General features: G+C 71.7%; 17 protein-coding genes. 9 read left to right on the top strand and 8 right to left on the bottom strand.

The features are described 5' to 3' along the window. Positions 1 to 16: 16 nt before the first annotated feature. Positions 17 to 1378: a M48 family metalloprotease gene (locus tag GHC57_RS09625; protein WP_246152238.1), complete on the bottom strand. Its 1362-nt coding sequence runs from the start codon at positions 1376 to 1378 to the stop codon at positions 17 to 19. Positions 1379 to 1493: 115 nt separating this feature from the next. Between GHC57_RS09625 and GHC57_RS09620 the strand changes: the two genes are divergently transcribed. The 4 genes from GHC57_RS09620 to GHC57_RS09605 all read left to right on the top strand — a co-directional run bounded on the left by GHC57_RS09620 (position 1494) and on the right by GHC57_RS09605 (position 6026). Then, entirely contained in the window at positions 1494 to 2795 is a 1302-nt protein-coding gene (locus GHC57_RS09620) for a gamma-glutamyltransferase (protein ID WP_170294796.1), read from the top strand. A gap of 49 nt (positions 2796 to 2844) precedes the next feature. Beyond that, positions 2845 to 4002 (top strand): pyridoxal phosphate-dependent aminotransferase, encoded by a 1158-nt coding sequence (locus GHC57_RS09615; RefSeq protein WP_153343577.1) that lies wholly within the window; start codon positions 2845 to 2847, stop codon positions 4000 to 4002. A gap of 31 nt (positions 4003 to 4033) precedes the next feature. After that, positions 4034 to 4555, top strand: coding sequence for a glycine cleavage system transcriptional repressor (locus GHC57_RS09610; RefSeq protein ID WP_153343575.1), 522 nt, complete (start codon positions 4034 to 4036; stop codon positions 4553 to 4555). 241 nt (positions 4556 to 4796) lie between these two features. Beyond that, positions 4797 to 6026, top strand: coding sequence for an MFS transporter (locus tag GHC57_RS09605; protein WP_153343573.1), 1230 nt, complete (start codon positions 4797 to 4799; stop codon positions 6024 to 6026). Between the two features lie 12 nt (positions 6027 to 6038). Here the strand turns inward: GHC57_RS09605 and GHC57_RS09600 are convergent, their stop codons facing one another. The 4 genes from GHC57_RS09600 to purM all read right to left on the bottom strand — a co-directional run bounded on the left by GHC57_RS09600 (position 6039) and on the right by purM (position 9554). Continuing rightward, the gene (locus GHC57_RS09600; RefSeq protein WP_153343571.1) at positions 6039 to 6800 is read right to left on the bottom strand and encodes an SDR family NAD(P)-dependent oxidoreductase; all 762 of its coding nucleotides are present in this window, start codon (positions 6798 to 6800) and stop codon (positions 6039 to 6041) included. 111 nt (positions 6801 to 6911) lie between these two features. Further along, a complete protein-coding gene (gene msrB, locus GHC57_RS09595) occupies positions 6912 to 7406 on the bottom strand; it encodes a peptide-methionine (R)-S-oxide reductase MsrB (protein ID WP_153343569.1) in 495 nt (164 codons plus the stop codon). Positions 7407 to 7740: 334 nt separating this feature from the next. Next, on the bottom strand, positions 7741 to 8415 hold the full coding sequence (gene purN, locus GHC57_RS09590; protein WP_153343567.1) for a phosphoribosylglycinamide formyltransferase: 675 nt from the start codon (positions 8413 to 8415) through the stop codon (positions 7741 to 7743). Beyond that, on the bottom strand, positions 8412 to 9554 hold the full coding sequence (purM, locus tag GHC57_RS09585; protein ID WP_153343638.1) for a phosphoribosylformylglycinamidine cyclo-ligase: 1143 nt from the start codon (positions 9552 to 9554) through the stop codon (positions 8412 to 8414). The genes purN and purM overlap by 4 nt, the downstream gene beginning before the upstream one ends. Between purM and GHC57_RS09580 the strand changes: the two genes are divergently transcribed. From GHC57_RS09580 to GHC57_RS09570, 3 genes are read left to right on the top strand one after another with little or no spacing between them, the layout of a single operon-like run. Then, on the top strand, positions 9502 to 10854 hold the full coding sequence (locus tag GHC57_RS09580) for a DUF2066 domain-containing protein (RefSeq protein ID WP_153343565.1): 1353 nt from the start codon (positions 9502 to 9504) through the stop codon (positions 10852 to 10854). The two genes, purM and GHC57_RS09580, sit on opposite strands and share 53 nt — an antisense overlap. Further along, positions 10851 to 11426: a CDP-alcohol phosphatidyltransferase family protein gene (locus GHC57_RS19320; protein WP_170294795.1), complete on the top strand. Its 576-nt coding sequence runs from the start codon at positions 10851 to 10853 to the stop codon at positions 11424 to 11426. Before GHC57_RS09580 ends, GHC57_RS19320 begins: the two co-directional genes overlap by 4 nt. Further along, entirely contained in the window at positions 11423 to 12202 is a 780-nt protein-coding gene (locus tag GHC57_RS09570) for an HdaA/DnaA family protein (protein WP_246152237.1), read from the top strand. The genes GHC57_RS19320 and GHC57_RS09570 overlap by 4 nt, the downstream gene beginning before the upstream one ends. 160 nt (positions 12203 to 12362) lie before the next feature. On the opposite strand, the gene treZ is transcribed toward GHC57_RS09570, so the two are convergent. The 3 genes from treZ to GHC57_RS09555 all read right to left on the bottom strand — a co-directional run bounded on the left by treZ (position 12363) and on the right by GHC57_RS09555 (position 17948). Beyond that, positions 12363 to 14231, bottom strand: coding sequence for a malto-oligosyltrehalose trehalohydrolase (gene treZ, locus GHC57_RS09565; RefSeq protein WP_246152236.1), 1869 nt, complete (start codon positions 14229 to 14231; stop codon positions 12363 to 12365). Positions 14232 to 14301: 70 nt separating this feature from the next. Then, positions 14302 to 16575: a glycogen debranching protein GlgX gene (gene glgX, locus GHC57_RS09560; protein ID WP_246152235.1), complete on the bottom strand. Its 2274-nt coding sequence runs from the start codon at positions 16573 to 16575 to the stop codon at positions 14302 to 14304. 101 nt (positions 16576 to 16676) lie between these two features. Continuing rightward, positions 16677 to 17948, bottom strand: a complete 1272-nt coding sequence (locus GHC57_RS09555; protein WP_153343561.1) for a CaiB/BaiF CoA transferase family protein — start codon at positions 17946 to 17948, stop codon at positions 16677 to 16679. Positions 17949 to 18167: 219 nt separating this feature from the next. Here GHC57_RS09555 and GHC57_RS09550 point away from each other — a divergent pair, with 219 nt between their 5' ends. Both GHC57_RS09550 and GHC57_RS09545 read left to right on the top strand, forming a co-directional pair. After that, on the top strand, positions 18168 to 18455 hold the full coding sequence (locus tag GHC57_RS09550; RefSeq protein ID WP_153343559.1) for a type II toxin-antitoxin system RelE/ParE family toxin: 288 nt from the start codon (positions 18168 to 18170) through the stop codon (positions 18453 to 18455). 31 nt (positions 18456 to 18486) lie between these two features. After that, positions 18487 to 18804, top strand: coding sequence for a HigA family addiction module antitoxin (locus GHC57_RS09545; protein ID WP_153343557.1), 318 nt, complete (start codon positions 18487 to 18489; stop codon positions 18802 to 18804). Positions 18805 to 19039: the final 235 nt, after the last annotated feature.

Genomic DNA, 19039 nt, shown 5'->3' with positions numbered 1-19039 from the left:
AACCGCGCGAGGGGACTCACCCATCATCCCGGCGGCGCTCGGCCTCGCCGCGGATGTCCTGCAGCCGCAGCCAGGTGGGCGCGCCGCGCTTGAGTTGCGTTTCGGCGCGGCCCACGTGGAACAGCGCCCTCTCATAGTCGCCGGAACGCAGCGCGGTTTCCGCCATGGCATAGTCCGCCATGGCCGCGTCACCGGCGCGTCCGTACGCCTGCCCCAGCAGCCGCCACGCAAGCGCGCTGGACGGATCGCGGCTCAGCGCGTTGCGCAGGTTGTCCTGGGCGGGCTCCAGCAGGGCGGGATCCCCGCTCTCGATCTGGGCGTGGGCCAGGGCGACCCGCAACAGCGGCTCCTCCGGCAGCAGCGAGACGGCGCGTTCGTAGGACGGCAGGGCCTCGGCCACGCGCGTGTTCTCGAACAGCATCTGGCCCTTGAGTTCATGGAAGTACGGGTTGTTGGGCTCGTCGGCGATCAGGCCGTCGATCAGCGCCAGCGCCGGGTCCATCTCGACGGCCCGATAATGGGCGATGGCCCGCCCGTAGCGCCCGGCGATGTCCTCGCGGTCCTTGTACAACCGCAGCGCCTCGCCCGGCGGCCGCAGGAAGGCGTTCAGCTTGGCCAGCATGCGGGCGTGCATGTCCTCCCACGGCGCCGGCACCGCGCGCACCCCCGGCGGCGCAGAGGCCACCCGGTTTTCCACCGCCCGGATGCGATCACGGGTCAGCGGGTGGGTGCGCATGTAGGGGTCCTGCATCTCCGGCGTCAGCGCCTCCTGGGACTCCAGCTCGTGCATGAACTCAAGCAGGCCGTCGGCCGGCAGGCCCTCGCGCTCCAGCGCCTTCAGGGCGAAGGCGTCGGCAGAGGACTCCTGGGTGCGGCTGTAGGTCATGAAGTTGCGCAGCGCCGCCTGCTGGGCCCCGGTTCCGATCGCGATCCCCACGTCGGGGCGCCCGGCCAGCGCGCCGGCGGCCGCGCCCAGCAGCAGGCCCAGCAACGACGTGGCGGTGAGGGTCTCCAGGTTGTCGTCCAGGCGCACATGGTGCCCGCCGGCGATGTGCCCGATCTCGTGCGCGATCACCCCGATCAGCTCGTCCGGGGTTTCGGTGCGCATGACCAGCCCGGTGAACAGGAACATCCGATTGCCCTTCGCCACGAAGGCGTTCAGGCGCGGATTGTTGATGAGCCGGAAGGTCACCGCATCCACGGGAATGCCGGCACCCTGCAACAGTGGCGCGGCGTAGGCGCGGATGGTAGTTTCGATCTCCGCATCCCGGATCAGCGACTGCGCCCGCGCGGGCGTGGCCACCGCCACCGCCATCATCATCGACGCGACGGCGACCGACAGAACAGCGACACTCAGGCCTCGAATGCGCCCCAACATCGCCTTTCCTCCCGATTCCCGCGCCGTCGCGGACCCGTCCGCCGGCCCTTGCTCCCAAGACGGTAGTGACTCGCCCCCGGGGCGTCAACGCAGGCCCGGCCGCGCGGCCCTGGCGGTGACCGTCGCCGCGCTCGGCGGGCTCGTCCTCGCCGGCTGCGGCCCGGACCGCCCACCCGGCACGGTGGGCTTCGTCGAGGGCTTCGCCGGCGCCGTGGTGGCCGACGAGCCCCGCGCCGTGGTCATCGCCCGCGACATCCTGTCATCCGGCGGCACCGCCGCCGATGCCGCCGTGGCCATGGCCCTGACCCTGACGGTCACCCTGCCGTCCTCGGCCGGGCTGGGCGGGGGCGGCGTGTGCCTCCTGCTGGACCGGGACGCGGACGACGAGCCCCGGCTCGCCGTGCTCGACTTCCTGCCCGACGACCGTGCGGGCCTGCCCGGCCCGGACGGGGCCGCCGCCGTGCCCGCCCTGCCGCGCGGCCTGTTCGCGCTGCACGCCCGCGCCGGCGCGCTGCGCTGGGAAACCCTGGTGGCCCCGGCCGAGAATCTGGCCCGCTTCGGCTTCCCGGCCTCTCGCGCGCTGGCGGCCGAGGTCCAGGCGCTCGGCGGCGCGCCGCCCGATATGTGGCTGGGAACCGGCCCGATGGTCTACGAGGGCCAGCGCCTGCAGGCCCTGGATCTGGCCCGCGCGCTGGGTCAGGTGCGCGTCGGCCCGGGCGAGTTCCACGTCGGATCGGTCGCGCGCGAGATCATCGACGCGGCCGCCGTCCAGGGGGCGGAGGTGTCGCAGGAGATCCTGCGGGACTGGCGCCCGACCTGGGTGGAGCCCGTCATCTCGGACTCCGGCTCGCACCTGGACGCCGCCGCCCCCGTGCCCGACAGCGCAGCGCGCTTCGCCCGGGACTGGGCCACCGCCGAGGCGGACGCGGACGACGACGGCCTGTCGCTCGCCCCCCTGCCCGATCTGGCGGAAAGCCTGCGCACGCGCGGGGCGACCGGCTTCGCGGTGGCCGACAGCTACGGCGGCGCGGTGGCCTGCGGGCTGACGCTCAACCACCCCTTCGGCACCGGCCGGCCGCTGAACGGGCTCGGCTTCCCGCTGGCGCCCATGCCGGATGCCCGCAGCCCCGACATCGCGCTTCTGATGCGCTACAACGACGTCACCGGGGTGTTCCTGGGCGCCCTGGCCGCCGCCGGCGGGGGCGCCGGACAGGCGGCACTCGAAGCGGGTGTGCCCGCCTTCAAGGACGACGTGGGCACCGGCGCCGCCGTGCAGAGCGTCTCGGCGGGCGGTCTGGGCCGGGCGCTGGTCAACCTGATCCGCTGCGCCGGCGGCCTGCCCCGCGACCCGGAGTCCTGCTCCGTGGCCGTGGACCCGCGCGGCGCCGGCCTGGGCATGCGGGTCGGCCAGCAGTAGGCCCGCGCCCCTTTTTCCGTTCGAAAGCCTGTTCCCTGGAGATCCCCCGATGGCCCTGAAAGTCGCCGACCGGGCGATGGTGCCCCCCTTTATCGTCATGGACGTCATGAGCGCGGCGGCCGCCCGCGAAGCCGCCGGCGAGCGCGTGTTCCACCTGGAGGTGGGCCAGCCCGGCACCGGCCTGCCGCGCGCAGCGGCGGCGCGCCTCGCCCACCTGATCGAGACCGAGCCGCTGGGTTACACCGTCGCCCTGGGGATCCCCGCCCTGCGCGAGCGCATCGCCCGCCTGTACCGGGACGAGCACGGCGCCACCATCCCGCCGGAGCGGATTCTGGTCACCACCGGATCGTCGGCCGGCTTCCAGCTCGCCTTTCTGGCGGCGTTCGAGCCGGGCGACCGCGTCGGTCTGGCCGCGCCCGGCTATCCGGCCTATCGCCACATCCTGAAGGCGCTCGGCATCGAGCCGGTGATCCTGCCCGTGGGGCCGGACAGCCGCTACCAGCCCACCGTCGCGGTGCTGGAGGAGAGCGGCGAAGCCCTCGACGGTCTCATCCTGGCCAGCCCCTCCAACCCGACCGGCACCGTCATCCCGGCCGACGAGCTGCGGGCGCTGACGGCATGGTGCGACGCCCGGGGCGTGCGCCTGATCTCCGACGAGATCTATCACGGCATCGTGTACAGGGACCCCGCCCTGTCGGCCGCCGGCCTGAGCGAAAACGCCATCGTCATCAACAGCTTCTCCAAGTACTACGCGATGACCGGCTGGCGGCTGGGCTGGATGGTGGCCCCGCCCGACATGATCCGGCCGCTTGAATGTCTGGCCCAGAACATGTTCATCTCGGCGCCCACGCTGTCGCAGCACGCCGGGCTGTTCGCCATGGACTGCACCGAAGAACTGCAGGCCAACGTGGCCCGCTACGCCGCCAACCGGGCGCTGCTACTGGATGCCCTGCCCAAGGCCGGGTTCGACCGGCTGGCCCCGGCCGACGGCGCGTTCTACCTGTACGCCGACGTCTCGCGGCTGACCAATGACAGCCCGGCGTTCTGCGCCCGGGTGCTGCGCGAAACCGGGGTGGCGATCACGCCCGGCCTGGACTTCGACGCCGACCAGGGGCACCGCTTCGTCAGGGTCTCGTTCGCGGGCAGCACCGAGGACATGGCCGAGGCCGCCGCGCGCCTGACGGCGTGGATGGCCGAGCAGGGCTGATCGTCAAAAACGACAAGAAGGAGCAACCGTCATGCCGCACAGCCTGCACGTCCAGGTGTTCTGTTCCGACCGCACGGGTCTGGTCGCGGCCCTGACCGGGGCGCTGTTCGATCTGGGCGCCAACCTGGGCGACACCCGGTTCGCGGTGCTGGGCCAGGGGGCCGAGTTCTCGGCCGTCATCACCGTCGCCGACGACATCGACGCCGATCAGGTCAAGCGCGCCGTCGCCGACCTGCCGCAAGCGGCGGAGGCCGAGATCACGGTCACCCCCTACGACGCCTGGGCCGGCACCGACGGCGGACCGGCGATCACGCACCGGGTCTATGTGTCCGGCGGCGACCGCCCGGGGCTGGTCACGCGCCTGGCGGAGGTGTTCGGCGACTTCGAGGCCAACATCGCCACCCTGAATTCGCAACAGATGCCGCATGATCCCGGTCAGTACGTCATCCGCGCGGCGGTGGCGATCCCGCCCGGCCGCGCGGCCGCCTGCCTGGCCACGGTCTCCAACACGGCCGAGGCGCTGGGCCTGGGCTACCGGGTGGAGACGCTTTGATATGAGCCATACGCCGCTTCGCGGCGCCGGTGCAGTCGCGCCGGCCGCTCGGCCCATGACCTGGCGTCATCGGCCGAGCGGGTTGATCTGAGCGGCGCCATCCGTCCTCCCCCTGGAACGAACCGCCGTCCTCGCGCGTTTTGTGGGCCTGCATCGTCTCGCCACCCGCGAGACACCGCCAACATCTCGGGTGGCCGCGCCTGAGTCGCGCGGCCGCCCCGCGCGACGTGGGAGGCCGGTCATGACGGCATCGCTCGGACTGGGCCGATTGCGACCCGCGGCGGGGCGCGAGCGCGCCGGCCCGCGCCAGCCCACCGCCCTGGGCATCGCCCTGCTGGGCGGCGCGATCCTCGCCATCACCTACGGCCTGGCCCGGTTCGTGTTCGGCCTGTTCCTGCCGGCCATCCGCGACGACCTCGGCCTGACCGCGACCAACGCCGGCTTCGTTGGCGCGCTGCCCTTCCTGAGCTTCATCATCGGTGTGCTGGCCGGCCCCCCGGTCAGCCGGACCATCGGACCCCGCGCGGCGGGCGGGCTGGCGGCCGGGCTCGCGGCCACCGGCCTGTCGGCCATCGCGCTGGCGCCCGGCGTGCTCGTGCTGGGGGCCGGGGTGGCCATCTGCGGCGTCAGCACCGGGCTGTCCTCGCCGGCCATGGCCCTGGCCGTCAACCAGGCGGTCCGCCCATCCGTGCGGGGCCGCGTCAACGCCGTCCACAACGCCGGCACCAGCATCGGCGTGGCGCTGGCCATGCCGGCCATGGTGCTGCTGATGGGGGACTGGCGCCCCACCTATCTGGGGTTCGCCCTGGTCGCCGCCCTCGGCGCGGTGGCGGCCCTGCTCTTCCTGCCGCGGCATCGCGACCAGGAACCGGCCCGCGCCGCGCCGGGCCCCGTGGGCCGCGAGCGCTGGGCCGCGATCACCCGCCTGGGCGCCATGGCCGGCGGCATGGGCCTGGTGAGCAACGTCTATTGGGTGTTCGCGCCCGATCTGGTGGTCCGCCAGGGCGGGCTGACTCCGGGCGACAGCGGCTGGATGTGGCTCGCCGTGGGGCTGGCGGGCCTCGTGGGCGGCACGGCCGGCGACCTGATCGACCGGCTGGGACCGGGCCGCACCCACGCCCTGGCGCTGGCCCTGATGTCCGGGGCCCTGGCCCTGGCCGCCGCGACACCGGACGTGCTGGGGCTCGCCCTGCTGTCCGCCGCCACCTTCGGGGCCGCGTACATGACCCTGACCGGGTTTCACCTGGTCCAGGGGGTGCGGATCATGGCCGAGGCCGATCGTCCGACCCTCGGCCCGGTGGTGCCGCTGCTGGCGACCACCGTGGGGCAGGCATCGGGGTCGTCGCTGTCCGGCTGGATGATCGACGCCGGCGGCTACAGCCTAACCTTCGCCGCCTTCGCCGTGGTGGGCCTGGGCCTCGCGGGGATCGCCCGGGTCTGGGGCAGCGGCCCGCACCCGCCTCCGGAGTGATGCCGTTGCGGACTACTTCGGCTCCAGGCGCAACGCGCCGTCCAGCCGCACCGTGCTGCCGTTCATCATCGGGTTCTCGACCAGGGCGCGGACCATGCGGCCGAACTCCTCCGGCCGGCCCAGCCGGTGGGGATGCAGCGTGCGCTTGACGAGCGCGTCATAGATGTCCGCTGACAGGCTGTCGAACATGGGCGTCTGGAACAGGCCCGGCGCGATGCACATGACGCGGATTCCCGACTTCGCGAACTCACGCGCCGCCGGCAGGGTCAGCGAGGCCACCCCGCCCTTGGACGCCGCATAGGCCGCCTGCCCGATCTGGCCGTCCGTGGCGGCGATGGAGCCCGTGTTGACGATCACCCCGCGTTCGTGCTCGTCCTCCGGCTCCAGCGCGGCCATGGCGGCGGCGGCCTGGCTCATGACGTTGAAGGTGCCGATCAGGTTGATGGAGATCACGCGCGAGAAGGTGGCCAGATCGTGCGGCCCCTCCTTGCCGACCACGCGCCCGCCGGCGACGATGCCGGCGCAGTTCACGCAGATGCGGGCCGGTCCGTGGGCCTCGGCGGCGGCCGCCAGCGCGGCGGCGACGGACTCCGGATCGGTCACGTCGCAGGCGAGGCCCAGCCCGCCGAAGGTCTCGGCGCTGGCCGTCGCCCCGGCCTCGTTGACATCCAGCACGGTGACGCGGGCGCCGGCCTCGGCCAGCACGCGGGCGGTGGCCTGCCCCAGGCCGGACGCCCCGCCCGTGACGACGGCGGCATGATCGGTGATACGCATGGGGGTGGGGATCCTGTTCCGAAGGGGATTGAGGTGGATGAGCGTCTCGAATCCCCTACCGGAAACCGCCTCCCGGGAAAAGAGGGGCGTCGTCGGCCCCGCTCCCGGGCCTCACCCTCGGCCGGACGCCTCGCCGTCCGCCGGGTCGAAGGCCATGGCCGTGCCGTTCATGCAGTAGCGCTGGCCCGTCGGCGCCGGGCCGTCTTCGAACACGTGCCCCAGGTGCCCGCCGCACTGCGCGCAATGCACCTCGGTGCGGGGAGACAGCAGCACGTGGTCCACCGAGGTGCCCACCGCGCCGTCCAGGGGCTCGTAGAAGCTGGGCCAGCCCGACCCGCTCTCGAATTTGGTGGCGGAGTCGAACAGCGGCGCGCCGCACCCGGCGCAGTGGAACCGCCCCACCCGCTTCTCGTCGTTCAGCGGGTGCGTGAACGGCCGTTCCGTGCCGTGCTTGCGCAGGACCTGGAACTGCTCCGGGCTCAGATCAGCCTTCCATTCGGCCTCCGACTTGCGCACCGGATAGGCGGGACCCGCGCCCGCCCCGTCGCTGGCGTCCTGGGGGGCGTGCTTTGCGCCCACGAGCCGGGACAGAAACCCTGCAGACATGCCTCAGTCTCCCTTGATCCGAACCGGCGCGGCCCACCGTCCGGGCCGACGCCAAACAGGATCAGCATGTGGAGACCACGCGCGCCGGATCAAGGCCGCGAACGGGTCACCAGGGCACCGGGCTCAGGGTAGGGGCATCGCTCTTCCAGGTCCTTGCAGCGGGTCGGAGACCCACGCTCCAGATCCTTCAGCCGCTTCGCGGCTTCAGGATGACATCCTATAATTGTAATGTGCCATCCCGAGTGAGCGAAGCGAGACGAGGGATCTCGAGAGGCCTGCTCCGTCCGCGCGGACCGTGCCGTCATGTGAACCTGAGCCCATTGCCCTGGGCGCGTCACGGCGCGGGATTGACCAGGGCCGCGCCGGAGGGCTCGGCCCCCTGGATCACGCAGGCCTCGCCCGAGACCCGCACCCGGCCCTCGGCCAGCAGCCGCAGCGCCAGGGGATAGATCCGGTGCTCCTGCGCCAGCACGCGCGCCCCCAGCGTCTCCGGAGTATCGTCCGGCAGCACCGGCACGGCCGCCTGGGCCACGATGGGGCCGGAGTCCATCTCGGGTCGCACCAGATGCACCGTGCAGCCGTGCAGCTTGGCCCCGGCATCCAGGGCGCGTTCGTGGGTGTGCAGGCCCTTGAAGGCCGGCAGCAGGGCCGGATGGACGTTCAGGATCCGGTCGCCCCAGCCCTCGACGAAACCGGGCGTCAGCAGGCGCATGAAGCCGGCCAGACAGACCAGCCGCGCCCCCGCCTCGCGGATGCGGGCATCCATGGCGGCATCGAACGCCGCGCGGGTCTCATGGTCGCGGTGCGGCACCACGGCCACCGGCAGCCCCCGGTCCGCCGCCCAGGTCAGGCCGGCGGCGTCGGGCTCGTTGCTCAGCACCAGGGCGACCCGCGCCGGGAATGCGGGATCGGCGCAGGCCTCGACCAGCGCCATCATGTTGCTGCCGCGCCCGGAAATCAGGATGGCGACGGGCACGCGGCGATCGGTGGTCGCGTCCTCCTGGGTCATGCCCAGGCCTCGTCCAGACCATCGATGCGGACCGCCGAACCGTCGCCCCGCGCACCGATGCGCCCCACGATCCGGGCGGACTCGCCGTGTCCGGCCAGGCGCTCCAGAGTCTCATCGGCGCGATCGGGGGCGACGACCAGGATCAGGCCCACGCCGCAGTTGAAGGTCCGGGCCATCTCCAGGGGCGCAATGCCGCCGGTCTCCATCAGCCAGCGGAACACGGGCGGCAGCGGCAGCGCCGCCGCATCCAGATGCGCGGCCAGCCCATCCGGCAGCACGCGCGGGATGTTCTCCAGGAAGCCGCCGCCGGTGATATGCGCGAGCGCATGCACGGCGCCGGCGCGCACGGCCTCCAGGCACGGCCGCACGTAGATGCGGGTGGGCTCCAGCAGCGCCGCCGCCAGCGAGCGGGCGGGATCGAACGGCGCGGGCGCGTCCCAGGCGAGCCCGCTATCGGCCACCACCCGGCGCGCCAGCGAATAGCCGTTGGAATGCAGCCCGCTGGAGGCGAGCCCGATCAGCACGTCGCTGTCGGCCACCCGGTCGCCGGTCAGGAGCTGGTCGCGCTCCACGGCGCCCACGGCGAAGCCCGCAAGGTCATAGTCCCCGCCGCCGTACAGGCCCGGCATCTCGGCGGTCTCGCCGCCCACCAGGGCGCAGCCGGCCTGCCGGCAGCCCTCGGCGATGCCGGCGACCACGGCGCGCGCGGTCTCGACATCCAGCCGCCCCGTGGCGTAGTAATCGAGGAAGAACAGGGGCTCGGCGCCCTGCACGATCAGGTCGTTGACGCACATGGCGACGAGGTCGATCCCGACGCCATCGTGGTGCCCGGTTTCAATGGCGATCTTGAGCTTGGTGCCCACGCCGTCCGTCGCCGCGACAAGCAGCGGATCGCGGAACCCGGCCGCCGCCGGATCGAACACGGCGCCGAAGCCGCCCAGGGCGGCATCCGCGCCGGGGCGCACGGTGGAGCGGGCCAGGGGCTTGATCGCCTGAACAAGGGCGTCACCCGCCGCGATATCGACGCCCGCGGCCTTGTACGTCAGGCCCCCGGACCGGGGGCCGTCGCTGGATGAGGGAGTAGAAATGGCGGCCTCGCGAACGCTGAAGGGGTGGCTGGGACGGCTGCCGGGAACCATAGCCAAACCGGGCTGGGATGCAACAGCACCGGCGGCCCGGGCCCGGCGTCCGCTGGCCCTGCTGCGCGCCGGACTGGTGGCCGGAGCCGCCGGGATCGCGGCGATGGCCGCCGCCCCGCTGACGGGCGCCCTTGTCACCGCCCCGGCCTGGGCGCAGGCGCCCGCCGCCAGCGCGGCCTATACCGCCCGCGACGTGCCCATCGAGGCGACCGCCGACAACCCCGCCCAGGCCCGCGAACAGGCCGTTGCGGCCGGCCAGGTGTCGGCCTTCCAGCACATGCTGCGCGGCATCACCGACCCGGCCGATCACGGCCGCCTGCCCCAGCCGCCGGCCGATCAGGTGCGGCGGATGGTGGAGACCTACAGCCTGTCCGACGAGCGCACCACCGACACGCGCTATTCCGCCCGCATCACCGTGCGTTATGACGGCGCGGCGGTGCGCGACCTGCTGCAGCGCCAGGGAATCGGGCACGCGGCCAACGTCTCGCAGCCCGTCGTGGTGGTGCCGGTCTACCAGGACGGCCCCAACGCCGCGCCGGTGCTGTGGGAGGACACCAACCCCTGGCTCACCGCATGGCGGACCCGGGACGCGGGCGAGACCGTGCTGATGCCCATGGAGGTGCCCACGGGCGACCTGCGCGACGTCACCAGCATCACGGCCGAAGAGGCCCTGGCGGCGGACAGCACCGCGCTGGGCCGGCTGCTGGACCGCTACGGCCGCGACCAGGCGCTGGTGACCCACGCCGTGCGCACCGGCCCGGACACCGTGCGCGTGACCATCAGCTACGGCTCGCCCCGCGCCATCGCGCGGACCGCCGGCACCACGGTGGAGCGCCTGGACGGGGAGAGCGATGCGGACTTCCTGGCCCGGGCCGCCCGGTCCGTGGCCGACCGCATGGACTCGGACTGGCGCCGCGCGACCACCGTCACCGGCGGCACCGCGCGGGAGGTCACCGCCCTGGCCTCGCTGAGCGGGTTCGGCGACTGGGTGGCCATCCGCCGCGCCCTGGACACCGCGCCCCTGGTTCGGTCCTACAAGGTGCAGGCCATGACGCGCGACCGCGCGCAGCTCACGCTCACCGTGCTGGGCGACGCGGCGCGGGTCGAGGCCGCGCTGGCCCCGCACGCGATCTCGGTGAGCGAAAGCGGCGGCTACTGGATTCTCTCCCGCGCCCCGGCGCCGTCGGCAAGCCCGGCGGGCGGTTTCCAGGACCCGGCGCAGCCGGGCGGACCGGCCGCCGCCCAGCCCGACCCGTGGGCGCAGGGCGGGACGTCGGGAGGGGGATCGGTCCAGCAGTGAAGCGGTCCTGGATCCCCAACGCCCTGACGCTGGCGCGCCTCGTCCTGGTCGGACCGATCCTGTGGTGCCTGGCGGAGGGATGGTTTCCCGCCGCCGTGGCGCTGTTCGCGGTCGCCGGCCTGACCGACGCCCTGGACGGCTATCTGGCCCGCCGGCTGGACGCCCGCAGCGCCCTGGGGGCCGCGCTCGACCCGATGGCGGACAAGGCGCTGTTGTCCGGGGCCTATGTGGCGCTCGCCTGGCTGGGGGCGCTGCCCGTCTGGCTGGCGGGGCTGGTGGTCGGGCGCGATCTGGCCATCCTGATCGCCGCCGGGCTGGTGCGGCTGCGGTGGGGCGCGTTCTCGCCGCGCCCCTCCATGCTGTCCAAGGTCAACACCGCCGCCCAGCTTGTGCTGGCGGCGGTCGCGATGATCCATCAGGCCCTGGTGCCCGAGAGCGAACCCGTGATGCTGGCCGCGCTGATTGGTCTCGTGGCCGTGACCACGGTGGCCTCGGGTCTGGGCTATGCCTGGACGGCGTGGCACCGGCTGCGCGAGCGCCCGACCGGCCCCCACACCGGGAGTCCCGCATGAGCCCGGACGAAATGGACGACACCGGGGCGCCGAGCGGGGGCGTCGGCGGGGGCGGCGGCGATGACATCCGCCAGATGGTCTTCGACTTCCCCGCGCGTCCGGCGCTGGGGCGGGCCGATTTCCTGGTGGCGCCCTGCAACGCCACCGCCGTGACCTGGATCGACCGCTGGCCCGACTGGCCCGGCGCGGCGCTCGCGCTGGTCGGCCCGGAGGGCTGCGGCAAGACCCATCTGGCGCACGTGCTGGCCTCGCGGACCGGGGCCATCATCCAGGAGCTGCCGGACGTGGCGTCCCTCAACGGTGCGCTGACGGACGGGCTTTTTACGGACGCCGCGCCCCGCGTCGTGGTGGTGGAGATGCCGCCCGGCGCGCCCATGCTGGGGCCGGAGCGCGAGGAGACCCTGTTTCACCTGCTCAACGTCGCCCGGGAACAGGGCGGCCACGTGCTGCTGACGGCCGAGGTGCCGCCGGCCCGCTGGCCGGTGGCCCTGCGCGACCTGCAATCGCGGCTGACGGCGATCCCGATGGCCGAGATCACGCCGCCGGACGCCGAATTGCTGGAGATGGTGCTCATCAAGCTGTTCGCGGACCGGCAGGTGGTGGTCTCGCCCGAGGTCATCCGCTACCTGACCCGGCGCATGGAACGCTCGTTCGCCGCCGCGCGGGACATCGTGGCCCGCCTGGACACGCTGGCCCTGTCGCGCAGCCAGCCGATCACCCTGCCGCTCGCCCGCACCCTGCTGACCGGCAATGATCCTGGCCCGCTCTTGTCCTGATACCAGCGGCGGGTGAGTGTGACTCACCCGCCCAGCGGCACCGGCCCTCTCCCCCACCCGGCCACCCCCAACCTTTCCCTTGGGGATACTTTCGTGGGTGGCCGGGTGGGGGAGAGGGCCGGCCACGGACTTCAACGGTCATCGTCAGATGCCGTTGGTATTACGCACTACGCGCCCAGACCACCGACCAGGGCGGCAGCGGATCGCCGTTGCGCAGCGCGGCCAGGGCCTCGTCGGGCACGGCCATCAACGCCGGGCCGGTGGGCCGATGCGGCACCGGCGGATCCACCGGATCCGGCCCCAGGTTCATGACCACCACCAGATGGGGTCCGGCCTGATCGTGCCAGGTGACCCGCAGGCCGCGCGCGCCGAAGCGCTCGGCCGTGACCGGGCGCAGCGTGGGCAGCAGCGGCGTGACGGCCGTCCGCCGGGTCTCCAGCAGACCCTTGATCCAGCGCAGGCGGGTGGCGTGGTCCTCGGCCTCCAGGGTCTCCCAGTCCAGCCGGCTGTCGGTGAAGGTCTCGCGCGCGAAGGGATCCGGGATGCGCGCCCGCGCGTCCGGGTCCGAGAACCCGGGGAAGCGGGCGAACTCGCCCCGCCGGCCCTCGCGCACGGGCTCGCGCAGGTCCTCGCCGAAGTCCACATGGAACAGGAACGGCTGACGGCTGCTCCACTCCTCGCCCATGAACAGCATCGGTGGGCGCGGGGCCAGCAGCAGCAGGGCCAGCGCGGCGACGACGGCGGCATCCGGCGCAAGCGCCGTGAGCCGGTCGCCGACGGCGCGGTTGCCGATCTGGTCGTGGTTCTGGATGAAGTCCACGAAGGCGGTCACCGGCAGGTCCGCGCTCGGCGTGCCGCGCGCCGCGCCGTCCCGATGGGCCGAGGCGGTGCCCTGATAGTCGAACCCCTCGGTCAGGCAGCGCGCCAGCCGGTCCATGGGGTCGTCGGCGTAGTCCTCGTAGTAGCCGTGGGCCTCGCCGGTCAGCAGGTGGTGGATGATGTGGTGATAGTCGTCGTTCCACTGCGCGTCATAGCGCGCGCCCGGCGGCCCCAGGAAGCGCGCGGCGTTGTCGTCGTTCTCCAGCACCAGATGCACATGCCGCCCCGACCCGGCGAAGTGTGCGCGCACCCGCCGGGCGATCTCGTCGAGGATGTGTTCCGACGACGAATCTTCGATGGCGTGGACGGCATCGAAGCGCAGCCCGTCGAAGCGGTATTCCTCCAGCCAGAACAGGACGTTGTGCACATAGAAGTCGCGCACCTCGGGGCGGGCGAAGTCGATGGCGGCACCCCAGGGGGTATGCACCTCAGGGTCAAAGAAGGACGTGGCGTAGCAGTGCAGATAGTTCCCTTCCGGGCCGAAGTGGTTGTAGACCACATCCAGGAACACCATCAGCCCGCGCCCGTGGGCGGCGTCGATCAGCCGCTTCAGGTCGTCCGGCGTGCCGTAGGTGGAATCCGGCGCGAACAGCAGCACGCCATCATAGCCCCAGTTCCAGCGGCCCGGGAAATCGGCGACCGGCATCAGTTCGATGGCCGTCACCCCCAGGTCCGCGAGGTGGTCCAGCCGCGCCTCGATGCCCGCGAACGTGCCCTCGCGGCTGAAGGTGCCCGGGTGCAGTTCGTACAGCACCGTTTCGTGCCAGGGCCGGCCGCGCCAGTCCTCGTGCCGCCAGGCGAAGGCGCCGGGATCCTCCACCCGGCTGGGGCCGTGCACATCGAACGGCTGCCAGCGCGAGGCCGGATCGGGCACGGCAAGCCCATCCGGCAGCCGGAAGCGGTACAGGGTCCCGGGACCGGCATCGGGCACCACGGCGCGCCACCAGCCGCCGCCCTCGGCCGTCATGGGATGGCTCTCGGCCACGGTCAGGCCGTGGGCTTCCGTTCCGGTGACGATTTCCAGCGCGATCGCGTCCGCGTCGGGCGCCCACACGCTGAACGCCATCCCCCCACCGGCCAGGGGCCGGGGGCCGAACGGCATGTCGTGACGGGTCGTGGGTGTCGGCGTGGGCGGGGGGTCGGTCTGCATGGGGCATGCCTCCGCAGGCAACGGGAACCGGAACAGCGGGCGTGAGACGGGACGGCCAACCCGAACCCGGCTAGAACGCCGGACGGGCCAGGGGGTTGCTGCCCGGCTGGCCGTGGCCCAAGCCGTCGCGGTCCTTGGACGAGGCGTCCTGACGCGACAGGATGAGGGCCGAGCGCGCGGCGACGAACACCCGCCCCTTCTTGGACGCCGCGGCCTTCTTCTGTCCCACCGTGCGCGCGCCGGCGGCGTTGTGGCGCGGCCCGGCGGCCAGGGTATCGGCCTCCACATGCCAGCGCTGGCCGGCGGGCAGCGGCGGGTTGCGGCAGGTCATGTCCAGGTGCGAGCCGTTGAGCCACACCAGGAACGTCTGGTCCGGCTCCGGCTCGCCGCTTTCGGTCAGGTGGGTCAGGCCCGCTTCGCCGGACAGCAGCATGCCCAGCGTCTTGGCGGCCGGGTTGTGCCAGTCCTCCTCGGTCATCTCCCGCCCGTCCGGGCGCAGCCAGGTCACGTCCTTGTCGGTGGTGCCCGGGATCACGTCGCCCTGGAAGAAGCGGGAGCGGTGGAACACCAGATGCTCGCGGCGCAGGCGGATCAGGGCGCGGGTGAACGCCAGCAGGTCGCGGCCGGCGGCGTCGATGCCCGGCCAGTCGATCCAGCTCAGGTCGTTGTCCTGGCAATAGGCGTTGTTGTTGCCCTTCTGGCTGCGGCCGAACTCGTCGCCCGCCACCAGCATGGGCACGCCCTGAGAGATCAGCAGGGTCAGCAGGAAATTGCGGCGCTGGCGTCGGCGCAGCGCGAGAATGCCGGGATCGTTGGTGGCCCCCTCCACGCCGTGGTTCCACGACAGATTGTCGGAGTGGCCGTCGCGGTTGTCCTCGCCGTTGGCCTCGTTGTGCTTGTCGTTGTAGCTGACCAGATCGTTGAGCGTGAACCCGTCGTGGGCGGTGATGAAGTTCACGCTGGCCCAGGGCTTGCGGCCATGGTGGTTGTAGACATCGGCGGAGCCGGACAGGCGCGACGTGAACTCCGGCAGAACACCGTTGTCGCCCTTCCAGAACTTGCGAACGGTGTCGCGATACTTGTCGTTCCACTCGGCCCAGCCGGGCGGGAACCCGCCCACCTGATAGCCTCCCATGCCCGTGTCCCAGGGCTCGGCGATCAGCTTCTTGCGCGACAGGACGGGGTCCTGCGCCACCGCGTCCAGGAACCCGGCGTGCTGGTCATAGGCGCCGTTGACCCGCGCCAGCGTGGTCGCGAGGTCGAAGCGGAAGCCGTCCACCTTCATGTCCTCGGCCCAGTACCGCAGCGAGTCCGTGACCATGCGCAGCACGTTGCGATGCCGCAGTTCCAGCGCGTTGCCGGTGCCCGTGAAATCGTTGTAGTAGCGCGGGGCGTCGCCCATGAGGTGATAATAGCTGGCGTTGTCGATACCCCGGAACGACAGCGTCGGGCCCAAGTGATTGCCCTCGGCCGTGTGGTTGTAGACCACGTCCAGGATCACCTCGATCCCCGCGTCATGCATCACCTGCACGAAGATCTTGAACTCGTTCACGCCGCCCTTGCCCAGATACTCCGGATGCAGCGCGAAGAAGCTGATGGTGTTGTAGCCCCAGTAGTTCCGCACCCCCCGGTCGATCAGGTGGCGGTCGTGCAGGAAGGCATGCACCGGCAGCAGTTCCACCGCCGTCACGCCCAGGTCCTTCAGGTATTCCACCACCGGGGCCTCGGCCAGACCCGCGAAGGTCCCGCGCAGCGGCACCGGCACCTCGGGATGGCGCATGGTGAAGCCGCGCACGTGCATTTCATAGATGATGGTGTCGTGCCAGGGGCGCCCCTGAAACGGCTCGGCGCTCCAGGTGAAGGCCGTATCCACCACCTGGCACTTGGGCATGTAGGGCGCGCTGTCGGCCGTGGAGAACGACAGGTCGCCGTCCGGATCGCCGACCACATAGCCGAACAGCGCGTCATGCCACGTCACATGTCCCGCCAGCGCCTTGGCGTAGGGATCGAGCAGCAGCTTGTTCGGGTTGAAGCGGTGGCCGGCGTCGGGGGCGTAGGGGCCGTGGACCCGGAAGCCGTACAGTTGCCCGATGCGGACATCCGGCAGATAGCCGTGCCAGACCTCGTGGGTGTGCTCGGGCAGCGGGATGCGGGCGATTTCCTGCGCGCCCGTGTCGTCGAACAGACACAGCTCCACCGCCGTCGCATGGGCCGAGAACAGCGCGAAGTTGGTCCCCGACCCGTCCCAGGTGGCCCCCAGATTGTGGGGCGTGCCCGGCCAGACACGGAACCGCGAACTGCCCTGGGTGGGGCGGGCGATGAACGGCGGGGCGGGTGTGGTCAAGCGGGGTCTCCGGGTACGGCGGTCGGTCATGCGGAACCGGAAGGCTCGCACGAATGGGGCGGACCGATCCAGTCAAACATGGAAGACAGTCGGGCGCGCCCCTACGCGATCACGCCGGCGGCGCGCAGATCGGCGACCTCCGCCGCCGACAGGCCCACGTCCGCCAGGATCGCGTCCGTGTCCCGCCCCACCCCGGGCGGCGGGCGGCGATAGGTGGGCGGCGTCGCCGACAGACGCAGCGGGTTGGCGATGAGGGTCAGCGCCTCGTCGCTGTCCGGCCGGGCCATGTCCACCGTCATGCCGCGCGCCAGCACATGCGGGTCGGCGAATACGTCGGGGATGCTGTTGACGGGGCCGCTGGGCACGCCCACCGCCTCCAGGTCGGCCAGCCAAGCGTCGCGCGGGCGGGTGGCGATCAGCGGGCGCAGAATGTCCGTCAGCGCCTCGCGGTGCGCGATGCGGTCGGCGTTGGTGAGGAAGCGCGGATCCTCCGCCATCTCCGGCCGCCCCGCCACCTCGCAGAAGCGACGGAACTGGGAATCGTTGCCCACCGCCAGGATCAGGTGCCCGTCGGCCGCCGGAAAGGTGTCATAGGGCACGATGTTGGGATGGGCGTTGCCGTGGCGCTTCGGGGCCTCGCCCGAGACCAGCCAGTTCTGCGCCTGATAGGTCAGCCAGGCGATCTGCGAGTCCAGAAGGTTGGCGTCGATGTGCTGACCCTGCCCCGTCGCCGCGCGGTGATGCACGGCGGCCAGGATGGCGACGGCGGCGTACATGCCCGTCAACTGGTCGGCGTTGGCGTTGCCCACCTTGACCGGATCGCCGTCGGGCGGGCCGGTCAGGCTCATCATGCCGCCCATGCCCTGGGCGAGATAGTCGTAGCCCGCCCGGGGCGCATACGGCCCGGTCTGGCCGAACCCGGTGATCGAGCAATAGATCAGGCCCGGACACTCGTCCTTGAGGTCGTCGTAGGCGAGGCCGTACTTCGCCAGCCCGCCCACCTTGAAATTCTCCACCAGGATGTCCGCCTGCCTGGCCATGCGGCGCACCAGCGCCTGACCCTCGGGCTTGGTCAGGTCCAGCGCCAGCGAGCGCTTGTTGCGGTTGATCGAGGCGTAATAGGCGCTTTCCCGCGTGCGGTTGCCGTCGCGGTCGGTCAGGAACGGAGGCCCCCAGGCGCGCGTGTCGTCGCCGCTGCCCGGGCGTTCCACCTTCAGGATGTCCGCGCCCAGGTCGCCCAGAAGCTGGGTGCAGAACGGTCCGGCCAGAACCCGGCTCAGGTCGAGCACCCGCAGACCGGCGAGCGGCCCAGGGTTGAGGGAGGACGGCTCGGCGGACTCGGGGGACTCAGGCGAACGGGACGGGGTCGTCATGGGGGAAACGCGGCTCCTGGCACTCAGATCGGGGCAAGACGGGTCATGGATCGGAGCACGCTACCCCGCCGCCGCCGCGGGGGGAAGAGGTGGGACGCGCGGGCTTGTGCATACGCTTGACGTACACCGTACCCGCTTGTAGTGTTGGATGCATATTCAAACGCCGATTTCACGTCCCGCCTGATTTCAAGCATCGGATTTCCGACCCAGGAGGTTTTCATGATCCGGTCCTACCGCGACAAGGCGACCCGCCTCTTCGCCGAAGGTGAATTCGTTAAGAGATTTCAGAGCATCGAAGCACAGGCATCGACCCGCCTGTCCCGACTGAACGCTGCCACGGGCCTGAATGACCTGCGACAGCAACGCGGGAACCGTCTTGAATCGCTCGGAGGGGACCGCGCCGGCCAGTATTCCATTCGGGTCAACGATCAATGGCGCATCTGCTTCGAATGGCCAGACGACGGAGACGGCCCCGTCAACGTGGAACTTGTGGACGACCACCACTGACGGCAACCGCCACGACACAGGAGACCCAACCATGTTCATGCGCGCCGTTCATCCGGGCGCGATTCTGCGGGAAGAGCTGGAGGAGCTGGGACTCAGTCCAACCGAACTGGCCCGCCAGATCGCCGTGCCCCCCAACCGGATCAGCCAGATCATCGCCGGCAAACGATCCGTGACCGGCGACACGGCGCTGCGGCTGGGGCACTGGTTCGGGACGAACCCACAGTTCTGGATGAACCTGCAGACTCAATTCGACATGGCGGCCGCATCCCGAGAAAGCGGAGCGGCCATCGCCCTTTTGCCAACCCGGCCCGATCCGACGCCGCACATGCGGCCCACACCACACGACTGACGGTGCAGAGAGACCCGAGCCCCCGGATCGCAGTCGTCCGGCGGGCTCACGGGTCGCCCGACTCGAGATCTCGGTTGAAGGACGCGCTTTGGGTGCCCGCACACAGATCGCGCACCCCTAAGGCATTGACACCCAACGTGTATTTTTTGGCTCAAATCGCGTTCGCTATGCATTCCCGGATTTGGTATCATGAAGGATACCGAACGCGGGAGGCGGGCATGGATCGGGACACGTT

Origin of the sequence: Roseospira navarrensis, from assembly GCF_009601025.1 — a bacterium.
Taxonomy (GTDB): domain Bacteria; phylum Pseudomonadota; class Alphaproteobacteria; order Rhodospirillales; family Rhodospirillaceae; genus Rhodospira; species Rhodospira navarrensis.
The sequence above is the reverse complement of the archived record's forward strand: the minus strand, read 5'-3'. Positions and strand labels throughout refer to the sequence as shown.